This window comes from Micromonospora sp. NPDC002411 (assembly GCF_053592955.1).
Map to the genome: position 1 here is coordinate 1 of NZ_JBSFBM010000248.1, position 10,192 is coordinate 10,192.

Below are 10,192 nucleotides of genomic sequence, written 5' to 3' on the forward strand. Positions count from 1 at the left end.
ACCAGAGCTGCTGGACGATGTCCGCCGCCTGCTCCTCCCACTGCGCGTACGCGTACGGGAACGCGGAGACCTGGACGGTCTGCGCGGCGGTGGTCAGCGGCAGGTCCTGCCAGCCGCCCACGTTCTTGAGTGCGCTGAAGAACGCGGTGGCGGAGTACTCCGGGTCGGTGATCTGGTCAGGCGTGCCCCAACCGGACGACGGGCGCTGCTGGAACAGGCCCTGCGAGTCGTGGTCGTTGTACGCGCCCAGGTGGCCGAGGTTGTAGAGCTTCGACTCCTGCAGCGAGGTGGCCACGCCGATCACTGCGCCCCGGTCACCGACGCCGGTCTTCTTGGCGGCGTCGACGATCTCCCGGGCGTTGGCGAGCTGCGCGTCGTCGAGCGGGATGCGCGACTGGGCGCCCTCGATGCCGTGCGGGATCAGCTGCGCTCGGCTGGGCTTGCCGGCCGGCGGCTTGCCGGTGGCGGAGCCGGTGGTCAGGCCCGACTCGACGGGCTGGTCGTCCTGCTGGGCCGACGTGGCGGCCTTGCCGGTGGCGAGGTCGATGGCGGCGACGGCGCCCTGGTGAGGTCCGGTGGTGACCGGAGCGGCGACTGCGGTCGGAGCGAGGGCCAGGCCGCCGAGGGCGGCCACACCCGCGACGCTCAGCGCGGTCTTGCGGTACGAGTCCTTAGCGATGGCGGGGAGCCATCGAGTGAAGTCGACCTTCACGATGGTTGCCCTCTCGATCGTGCGGAGCGCTCCGGGGTGAACACTCCTCGGGAGATGACCGCGGAAAGGGTTTGGGCTTCGGCGGTACGGGGGACACAACCAGGTTGACGTGTCGGTCATTCCGGAAATGCCCTCACCTTGGCCCGGTGCGGTCCCGGTCACGGCGCGGAACCGGACGTGGCGGCTCAGCGCACGCCAGGTCCGACGATGGTGACGCAGGGTGATTTCGGCAGGCGGAGGATGGATCCGCTCGGCAGCCTTTGCTCTGCACCCACATACGCGCCGGACACGTTCGGTGACGGCGGTGAGAAGCGCCCGGGCTTGACGGAAAAGGCCCATCCGCAGCTCGCGGCACATGGTGCGTATACGGATGCAGAGCAAAGGGGGCCTGCACCGTCTTGGGGAGGCGGGCGGTGGGCGGTTTGTCGCTACCGTGCGTGGGCGTCCCGGGCCAGCACGGTGGGTGAGGTCGCCGTGCGGCTCGGTGACCGCCCGGGTGAGGGCGTTGGCGCGGAAGAGCCTCCGGTCAGCCGTCGCGTCCGGACTCCGCGCCCCGCGTCCCGGCCCCCTCGTCGAGGGTGAGCAGCTCCTGGAAGACGGTGATGTGCAGGCCGGCGGGGGCGTCGAGGCGGGAGTTGAGAGAATCCCACGGTGTACGCGTCGGCGGTGCGACCTCGCTCGCCCCGGCGGCGACCAGCCGGGAGGTAGTCGCCTCGGTGTCGTCCACCTCGAAGGCCACACGCATCCGGGGGGCAACCTGCCGTCCCACCTCGACGTCGTCGATCATGCGTTTCTGGGCCGGGTTCGCGAGTTCGAGGGTGGCGCGGCCGGCGTCCAGGATCATCACCCGGGCGTCGCCGTCGCTGACGAACTCCGCCTCCTCGGGCAGGCCGAGCGCGTCCCGGAAGAACGCGACGGCGGCCTCGTAGTCTTCGGCCTCCACCACGAGGCGCAGCTGACGGACGACAGGTGCGGGGTGCTCGGCGGCCATGCGCGCGATCCTAACGCCGTAGGCTCGCACCGTCGGGAAGGGAGCGTCATGGCTGGGACAACGCACGACGAGACGTACCCCGTGCGCCCGGTCGGCCGGGTCGCCTCACCGCTGACGGACGCGGCGGACGCCCCGCGCCAGGGTGACGAGGGCGCCCCGACCGCCTGGTTGGTCTTCGACCCGCAGGTCGGCCCGGCTCTGCGCGACCTGCGGAGAGGTGCGGATCTGCTGGTGCTGACCTGGTTGGACCGCGCCCGGCGCGACGTGCTGGTCGTACACCCGCGCGGCGACCAGAGCCGGCCGGAGACCGGGGTGTTCAGCACCCGGTCCCCGCACCGGCCCAATCCGATCGGCCTGCACCGGGTGCGGGTCCTGGGCGTGGACGGGCTGCGCATCGAGGTGGCCGACCTGGAGGCCCTCGACGGCACCCCGATCCTGGACGTCAAGCCGGTGCTGGGCGCGGCCGACGAGCGCTGAGCCGCGCACCCGCACGCGGGCTCAGTGGCCGCGCGCCAACCACTCCTCAAGGTGCGGGGCCTCCGCGCCGATGGTGGTGTCGTCACCGTGGCCGGTGTGCACGACCGTCTCCGGCGGCAGGGTGAGCAGGCGGGTACGGATCGACCTGACGATGGTGTCGAAGTCGCTGTACGAGCGGCCGGTCGCGCCCGGACCGCCGGCGAAGAGCGTGTCCCCCGTGAAGACCACGCCCAGGTCCGGGGCGTGGAAGCTGCACGCCCCGGGGCTGTGCCCCGGGGTGTGCAGCACCCGCAGCGTCGTGCCGGCCACCTCGATGCTCTGCCCGTCGTGCAGTTCGCCGTGCGGCGGCAGGTGCGGGTGGGCCATGTCCCACAGCACCCGGTCGGCGGCGTGCAGCAACACCGGCGCGCCGGTGGCCTCGGCCAGTTCGGGCGCCACCCGGACGTGGTCGTCGTGGGCGTGGGTGGCCAGGATCGCGCGGACCTGCCGGTCACCCACCAGGGCGAGGATCGCGGCCACGTCGTGCGGGGCGTCCAGGACGACGCACTCGCTGTCGTCACCGATCACCCAGACGTTGTTGTCCACGTCGAACGTCTGGCCGTCCAGCGAGAACGTGCCGGCGGTGACCGCACGATCGATGCGGGCGGTCATCAGAACACCACCACCGAGCGCAGCACGTCGCCGTGGTGCATCCGCTCGAACGCGTTCTCGACCTGATCGAGTGCGATTTCCTCGGTGACGAACGCGTCGAGGTCGAGCCGGCCCTGCAGGTACAGCTCGGTGAGCATCGGGAAGTCCCGGCTGGGCAGACAGTCGCCGTACCAGCTCGACTTGAGGGCGCCGCCGCGTCCGAAGACGTCCAGCAGGGGCAGCTCGATCTGCATCTGCGGGGTCGGTACGCCGACCAGCACCACAGTGCCGGCCAGGTCGCGGGCGTAGAACGCCTGCTTCCAGGTCTCCGGTCGACCCACCGCGTCGATCACCACGTCGGCGCCGAAGCCGCCGGTGGCGGCACGGATCGCCTCGACCGGGTCGGTCTCCGAGGCGTTCACGGTGTGGGTGGCGCCGAACTGGCGGGCCCAGTCGAGCTTACGGCTGTCGGTGTCCACCGCGACGATCGTGGTCGCGCCCGCGAGGACGGCACCGGCGACGGCGGCGTCTCCGACACCTCCGCAGCCGATCACCGCGACCGAGTCGCCCCGGGTGACGTTGCCGGTGTTCATCGCCGCGCCCAGCCCGGCCATCACCCCGCAGCCGAGCAGCCCCACGGCGGCCGGTCGGGCGGCCGGGTCCACTTTGGTGCACTGCCCGGCGTGCACCAGGGTCTTCTCGGCGAACGCGCCGATGCCCAGCGCCGGGGCGAGTTCGGTGCCGTCGGTGAGCGTCATCCGCTGCTTCGCGTTGTGGGTGTTGAAGCAGTACCAGGGGCGGCCTCGGCGGCAGGCGCGGCAGTCGCCGCAGACCGCACGCCAGTTGAGGACCACGAAGTCGCCCGGGGCCACGTCGGTGACGCCCTCGCCGACCTGCTCCACGATGCCCGCCGCCTCGTGGCCCAGCAGGAACGGGTAGTCGTCGTTGATGCCACCCTCTCGGTAGTGCAGGTCGGTGTGGCAGACACCGCAGGACTGGATCCGGACGACGGCCTCACCGGGGCCGGGATCGGGCACCACGATGGTGGTGACCTCGACCGGCGCGCCCTTGCTGCGGGAGATGACTCCCCGGACTTCCTGGCTCACTTCGCCTCCTGCTGGTGGTCTGCGGCAGGGCCGGACGCCGAGCGGGGGCGGGGTGCCACGGGCTCGGCGGTGGGCCCTCGGCGAACCTACCGCGACCACCACGGCCAGCCCAGCCCGCCTGGCGGTTATCGCGGGCGGTCCGGGGTACGCGGGCCGCATTCGACCACGGCCAACGGGAGTGACCATGAAACTCGCACACCTGCCGCTACGGGTCAGCATCGGTGCGTACTTCCTCAACTCGGGTCTGCAGAAACGGAACCTGGAGGGCGCCGCCGCGGAGAGCATGCACGGGATGGCGGTGACGGCCGTGCCGCAACTGGGTCAGTTCGAGCCGGCGCGCTTCGCGAAGCTGCTGGCGTACTCGGAGGTCGCCCTCGGGGCCGCGCTGATCGCGCCGTTCGTCCCGGCGCCCCTGGTCGGGCTGGGTCTGACGGCGTTCGGCGCGGGCCTGGTGCAGCTGTACCTGAAGACGCCGGGGTTGCGGGAACCCGGCAGCATCCGCCCGACCCAGCAGGGTGCGGGGCTTGCCAAGGACGTCTGGTTGGTCGGCGCCGGCCTGACCCTGGTGTTGGAGGGGCTGACCCACGGCCGTCGGCGCGGCTGACCGGCCAACGGTCTGAGGAGCCGCGGTGACCCAGCCTCGGTCGGTGCGGCCGTTCTACAGGCCGATGCGACCGCGTCGACGCGACGAGCCGCACCGCGCGGCCACCCCGCTGGAACTGTTCTTCGACCTGTGTTTCGTGGTGGCGGTGGCACAGGCGGCCAGCAGCCTGCACCACGACGTCGCCGAGGGCCACCTCGGGCACGCCGTCGGCAGCTACCTCATGGTGTTCTTCGCGATCTGGTGGTCGTGGGTGAACTTCACCTGGTTCGCCTCGGCCTACGACACCGACGACGACGTCTACCGGATCACCACGCTGGTGCAGATCTGCGGAGCGCTGATCCTGGCGGCCGGGGTGCCGCGCGCCTTCGCCGACGGCGACTTCAGCGTCATCACCTACGGGTACGTGGTAATGCGGCTGGCTGCCGTCGTGCACTGGAGCCGCGCAGCCGTCGGCGACCCCCGACACCGTCCGGCGGCCCGTCGTTACGCGATCGGCGTGACAGTGGTGCAGATCGGGTGGCTGCTGCGGCTGCTGCTGCCCGCCGAGTGGGGCCCCGCGTCGTTCCTGCTGCTGGTGCTGGCCGATCTGCTGGTGCCGGCGGTGGCCGAGCGCCCCGGGATGACGCCCTGGCACCCCCGGCACATCACCGAACGGTACGGGCTGTTCACCCTCATCGTGCTCGGCGAGACTGTCCTGGCCATCTCGATGGCGATCCAGGCCGGGCTCGACGCCGGGGAGCACGATCTCTGGTCGCTCGCGGCAGCGGGCGCGATCATCGTGTTCGCGCTGTGGTGGCTCTACTTCGACCGGCCGATCGAGGCGCCCGACCGGTTGCCGTACTCCCTCATCTGGGGTTATGGCCACTACCTGGTCTTCGCGGCGATCGCGGCGATCGGGGCCGGGCTGGGCGCGGCGGTGGACGTCGACCGGAATCTCGCGCACATCTCCGAGACCACTGCCGGGTACGCGGTGGGCATCCCCGTCGCGGTCTTCCTGCTCACGATCTGGGTGCTGCACGTACGTCGGCAGCAGCACGGCGTGGTGGTCGTCGCCTTCCCGGTCGTCGCGCTGCTGGCGTTGCTCGCGCCGCTCGGCCCGGCCCCGGTGTATGTGCTCGCGGCCCTGCTGGTCGCCCTGGTGACGGTGACAGTGCTGCTGCGCAGCCGGGAGATCCAGGAGCGGCAGACGCAGTTCGACGCCACCGTCTCCAAGATCAAGGCCGCTCAGGCGGACTTCGTCTTCTACGGCGGTTACACCCGTGAGGCCGCTCCGCTGGTGAAGCAGATGCGTGCCGCCGGTGTCCAGGCCAAGTTCGTCGGCCCGGACGGTCTGTACGACACCGCGTTCCCGAAGGGTGCCTCCGGTGGCGCCGAGGGCGCGATCATCACCTGCCCGTGCCTCCCGGCCGACAAGGCCGGCGGCACCTTCTCCGCCGACTACCAGAAGAAGTTCGGCATCCCGCCGGGCTCCTACGGCGCTGAGGGCTTCGACGGCGCGACGATCTACCTGGACGCCTTCAAGGCTGGCAAGAAGAGCCGGGCGGACATCCTGGCGTTCGTGAAGTCGTACGACAAGCAGGGTGTGTCGAAGTACATCAAGTTCGACGCCAAGGGTGACGTTGACCCGACGAAGGTCGTCATCTGGGCCTACCAGATCAAGGGCGAGGCCATCGAGGCGCTGCAGGAGCTCAAGCTCAGCTGACGCCCCACGCAATGGAGTGCGGCCGGGGTGTCTCACCCCGGCCGCACTCGATTCAAGGAGACCCCCGGTGCATTTCGATGAACTGATCGGCCATCTCGGCCAGCACACGGTCGATGGCCTGTCCAAGGGCGCCATCTATGCCCTGATCGCCCTTGGCTACACCCTCGTCTACGGCGTCCTTCGCCTGATCAACTTCGCGCACTCCGAGGTGTTCATGGTCGGTACCTTCGCGGTGCTGATCCTCTGGAACCAGCTCGGGGTGGAAAATAACCCGCCTATCGGCCAGGCGATCCTGTTCCTGGTACTCGGTCTGGTCGTCGCGGCGGCAGCCTCGGGCGGTACGGCTCTCGCGCTCGAGCGGGTCGCCTACCGGCCACTGCGGCGCAAGAACGCGCCACCGCTGATCTTCCTGATCACCGCGATCGGTCTGTCCCTGGTCTTCGTCGAGCTCTTCGGGCAGGTGCTGCCGAAGCTGCTCGGTGGCGCGTTGCCGGATGTGTTCGGTCGGCCCCGGCAGATCGTCGGTATGCCGACGATCATCCAGCAGGAGACCCTGTTCACCATCGGCAACACGGCGATCACGAACATCCAGCTGATCGTCTTCGTCGCGGCCGTGGCGATGATGGCGCTCCTGGACTGGTTCATCAACCGCACCCGGTACGGCCGGGGCGTGCGGGCGGTGGCCCAGAACCCGGAGACCGCCGCGCTGATGGGCGTCAACCAGGAGCGCGTGATCATGCTGATCTTCGTGCTCGGCGGCATCATGGCCGGCGCGGCCGCGCTGTTGTGGAGCATGCGGTTCGGCTTCACCCAGAACAGCATCGGCTTCGTGCTCGGCCTGAAGGCGTTCACCGCCGCGGTGCTCGGTGGCATCGGCAACCTGCGCGGCGCGCTGCTGGGTGGCCTCTTCCTGGGCATCGTGGAGGTCTACGGTGCGACGCTCTTCGCGTCCAACTGGGAGGACGTCATCGCCTTCGTGGTGCTGATCGTGGTGCTGATGTTCCGGCCCACCGGCCTGTTGGGTGAGTCGCTCGGGAGGGCCCGCGCATGATCGACAAGATTCGCACCGCAGACCGCCGCCGGGTCGGTTTCCTGACCTCGATCGGCGAGCGCTGGCAGGCGCTGCCGAAGTGGCAGAAGGCCATCGGCGTGGTCGCCCTGCTCGTTTTCGTCTATTCCCTGCCGTACCTGGGCAAGCTGCCCGGTGGTCTCATGGTCCCCGGTCTGAACGACCTGCGTACCGACTCGATCGAGGGCGGCAACAACTGGGCGGGCGTGCTCTTCGTCTGCGCCATTTACGTCCTGGTCGCGATCGGTCTGAACGTGGTGGTCGGCCTCGCCGGCCTGCTCGACCTCGGCTACATCGGGTTCTTCGCCATCGGCGCGTACAGCGTGGCGCTGTTCGGTTCGGTGAACTCGCCGGTGGTCAAGTGGATCCAGCAGGAGTTCGACCTGCCGCCGACGTGGGCGGTGACCTGGGGCATCTGTCTGCTGATCGCGATCGTGCTGACGATGATCTCCGGGGTGCTGCTGGGCTGGCCGACGCTGCGGCTGCGCGGTGACTACCTCGCAATCGTGACGCTCGGCTTCGGTGAGATCATCCGGATCGTGGCCCGCAACGCCACCGGGGTCACCAACGGTCCGGTAGGTATCTCTGCCATTCCCGGCCCGGAGGGTGCGCCCTCGGCGGACAACAAGGTCTTCGGTCTGATCGACGCGAAGCCCTGGTACTGGTTGGCGATCACCTTCGTGCTGCTGATGGTGATCGTGGTCCGCCGGTTGGAGCACAGCCGGGTGGGTCGTGCCTGGCTCGCCGTCCGCGAGGACGAGGACGCGGCCGCGGTGATGGGCGTGTACCCGTTCAAGTTCAAGCTCTGGGCGTTCGCCATGGGCGCGGCGCTCGGCGGCCTGGCGGGCTTCCTCTTTGGCAGTCGTAACGCGTTCATCGACCCGACCCAGTTCAACGCGAACCTCTCGATTCTCTTCGTCGCGATGGTCGTGGTCGGCGGCTCCGGCAACATGCTCGGTGTCTCGCTCGGCGCGGTGCTGCTGGCGTACCTGCCGGAACGGTTCCGCGACTTCGCCGACTACCGGTGGCTGGTCTTCGGTCTGGCCATGGTGCTGGTGATGATCCTGCGTCCGCAGGGTCTGATCCCGAGCCGGCGGCGAGCCCGCGAGTTGAAGGACCGCGCGGCGGAGGCAGAGGAGGCGCCCGCTCATGTCTGACCAGACCACCAGCACGTCCGCGCCGAAGATCCCGGCTCAGCCCGGACCTCGGTCGGTGCTGCTCGAAGTCAACGACGTCACGCTCCGCTTCGGTGGTGTGGTCGCCCTCGACAAGATTAATTTCCAGATCTACGAGGGCGAGATCCTCGGCCTCATCGGGCCGAACGGCGCCGGCAAGACCACCAGCTTCAACGTGATGACCGGCGTGTACAAGCCGACCTCCGGGGCTGTCCTGTTCCGCGGCCAGAAGGTGACCGGCCGTAAGCCGCACCAGATCAGCCAGTTGGGCATCTCCCGGACGTTCCAGAACATCCGTCTCTTCCCGGAGATGACGGCGCTGGAGAACGTCATGGTCGGCACGGACTCCCGGCACCGGACCAGCGTGCCCGGTGCGATCTTCCGGGTGCCCCGGAAGAAGCCGAAGCCGCACGAGTTGCCGCAGGTGACCGCCGAGGCGGGCATCCAGCGGACGTGGCAGGAGACGCGCCGGACGTTCGCCAAGACGTTCGGGTTGTCCCGGCACATCCTGGAGGAGCGGGCGGCCGAGGCCAAGGCGTTGGAGTTGCTGCGTTTCGTCGGCATCGCCGACCGGGCCAACGACGAGGCGCGCAACCTGCCGTACGGCTATCAGCGTCGGTTGGAGATCGCCCGCGCGCTGGCCACCGAGCCGAAGCTGATCTGCCTGGACGAGCCGGCCGCCGGCTTCAACCCGGCGGAGAAGGAGGAGCTCCTCACCCTGATCCGCAAGATCCGGGACATGGGCCTGACCGTGCTGCTCATCGAGCACGACATGCGGCTGGTCATGGGCGTCACCGATCGGATCGTGGTGCTGGAGTTCGGCCGCAAGATCGCCGAGGGTGCGCCCGCGGAGGTCAGCCGCGATCCGAAGGTGATCGCCGCGTACCTGGGGGAGCCCGCCGATGACGCTGCTTGAGTTGGAGAACGTCGCCGTCGCCTACGGTCGGATCGAGGCGCTGCACGGCATCAGCCTCACCGTCAACGAGGGTGAGGTGGTGGCCCTGATCGGCGCGAACGGCGCCGGCAAGACCACCACGATGCGGGCCATCTCGGGGACCCGGTCGCTGTCCGAGGGGAAGATCACGTTCAACGGTGAGGACATCAGCAAGCTCCGGGCCGACCTGCGGGTGGTCCGGGGGCTGTGTCAGTCGCCGGAAGGACGGCAGATCTTCCCGGGTATGACGGTGATGGAGAACCTGGACATGGGGGCGTACACCCGGCGGGACTCCGCCGGCATCGCCGCCGACCTGGACCGGGTGCTGACCCTCTTCCCGCGGCTGGCCGAGCGGCGCAAGCAGGCCGGCGGCACGCTCTCCGGCGGCGAACAGCAGATGCTCGCTGTCGGCCGGGCGCTGATGAGCCGTCCGAAGCTGCTGCTGCTCGACGAGCCGTCGATGGGTCTGGCCCCGCTGGTGATTCGGCAGATCTTCGACATCATCACGGAGATCAACCAGCAGGGCACCACCATCCTGCTGGTGGAGCAGAACGCCCAGCAGGCGCTGTCGCGGGCACACCGCGGCTACGTGCTGGAGACCGGTCGAATCGTGAAGGAGGGGTCCGGTCAGGACCTGCTGCACGATCCGTCGGTCAAGGAGGCGTACCTCGGCGTGGCCTGAGCCATCCGAGCGGCGGGCGGGGAGCCCCCCGGGGGGGGGCGGGCGCCGGCGGGGGGGGGGGGGGGGGTGGGCACGCCGCCCCCAGGAGACGGGCAAGGCGGGGGCCAAGA

10 protein-coding genes and 2 pseudogenes are annotated in these 10,192 nt (G+C 69.7%); 8 read left to right on the forward strand and 4 right to left on the reverse strand.

Annotated features, from left to right (window positions below; genetic code table 11):
• Positions 1-712 (reverse strand): hypothetical protein (locus ACWCO3_RS25020; RefSeq protein WP_354887464.1); only part of this gene is annotated, 712 nt, incomplete at its 3' end.
• 526 nt (positions 713-1,238) lie between these two features.
• Positions 1,239-1,703, reverse strand: coding sequence for a VOC family protein (locus ACWCO3_RS25025; protein WP_145782583.1), 465 nt, complete (start codon positions 1,701-1,703; stop codon positions 1,239-1,241).
• 48 nt (positions 1,704-1,751) lie between these two features.
• On the opposite strand from ACWCO3_RS25025, the gene tsaA reads away from it, so the two are divergent.
• Entirely contained in the window at positions 1,752-2,180 is a 429-nt protein-coding gene (gene tsaA, locus ACWCO3_RS25030; protein WP_145782585.1) for a tRNA (N6-threonylcarbamoyladenosine(37)-N6)-methyltransferase TrmO, read from the forward strand.
• 21 nt (positions 2,181-2,201) lie between these two features.
• Here the strand turns inward: tsaA and ACWCO3_RS25035 are convergent, their stop codons facing one another.
• The gene (locus ACWCO3_RS25035; protein ID WP_145782587.1) at positions 2,202-2,831 is read right to left on the reverse strand and encodes an MBL fold metallo-hydrolase; all 630 of its coding nucleotides are present in this window, start codon (positions 2,829-2,831) and stop codon (positions 2,202-2,204) included.
• Positions 2,831-3,916: an S-(hydroxymethyl)mycothiol dehydrogenase gene (locus ACWCO3_RS25040; protein ID WP_145782589.1), complete on the reverse strand. Its 1,086-nt coding sequence runs from the start codon at positions 3,914-3,916 to the stop codon at positions 2,831-2,833. Before ACWCO3_RS25040 ends, ACWCO3_RS25035 begins: the two co-directional genes overlap by 1 nt.
• 184 nt (positions 3,917-4,100) lie before the next feature.
• On the opposite strand from ACWCO3_RS25040, the gene ACWCO3_RS25045 reads away from it, so the two are divergent.
• The 7 genes and pseudogenes from ACWCO3_RS25045 (at position 4,101) to ACWCO3_RS25075 (ending at position 10,082) form a co-directional block, all read left to right on the forward strand.
• Complete coding sequence (locus ACWCO3_RS25045; RefSeq protein ID WP_145782590.1) at positions 4,101-4,520, forward strand: DoxX family membrane protein; 420 nt, start codon at positions 4,101-4,103, stop codon at positions 4,518-4,520.
• Positions 4,521-4,584: 64 nt separating this feature from the next.
• Positions 4,585-5,655: pseudogene (locus tag ACWCO3_RS25050) on the forward strand (low temperature requirement protein A); the annotation flags it as partial.
• A gap of 33 nt (positions 5,656-5,688) precedes the next feature.
• Positions 5,689-6,222, forward strand: a pseudogene (locus ACWCO3_RS25055) (branched-chain amino acid ABC transporter substrate-binding protein); the annotation flags it as partial.
• 67 nt (positions 6,223-6,289) lie between these two features.
• Complete coding sequence (locus ACWCO3_RS25060; protein WP_145779810.1) at positions 6,290-7,273, forward strand: branched-chain amino acid ABC transporter permease; 984 nt, start codon at positions 6,290-6,292, stop codon at positions 7,271-7,273.
• On the forward strand, positions 7,270-8,448 hold the full coding sequence (locus tag ACWCO3_RS25065) for a branched-chain amino acid ABC transporter permease (RefSeq protein ID WP_145779811.1): 1,179 nt from the start codon (positions 7,270-7,272) through the stop codon (positions 8,446-8,448). Before ACWCO3_RS25060 ends, ACWCO3_RS25065 begins: the two co-directional genes overlap by 4 nt.
• The gene (locus tag ACWCO3_RS25070; RefSeq protein ID WP_145779812.1) at positions 8,441-9,382 is read left to right on the forward strand and encodes an ABC transporter ATP-binding protein; all 942 of its coding nucleotides are present in this window, start codon (positions 8,441-8,443) and stop codon (positions 9,380-9,382) included. The genes ACWCO3_RS25065 and ACWCO3_RS25070 overlap by 8 nt, the downstream gene beginning before the upstream one ends.
• Positions 9,369-10,082, forward strand: a complete 714-nt coding sequence (locus ACWCO3_RS25075; protein ID WP_145779813.1) for an ABC transporter ATP-binding protein — start codon at positions 9,369-9,371, stop codon at positions 10,080-10,082. The genes ACWCO3_RS25070 and ACWCO3_RS25075 overlap by 14 nt, the downstream gene beginning before the upstream one ends.
• Positions 10,083-10,192: the final 110 nt, after the last annotated feature.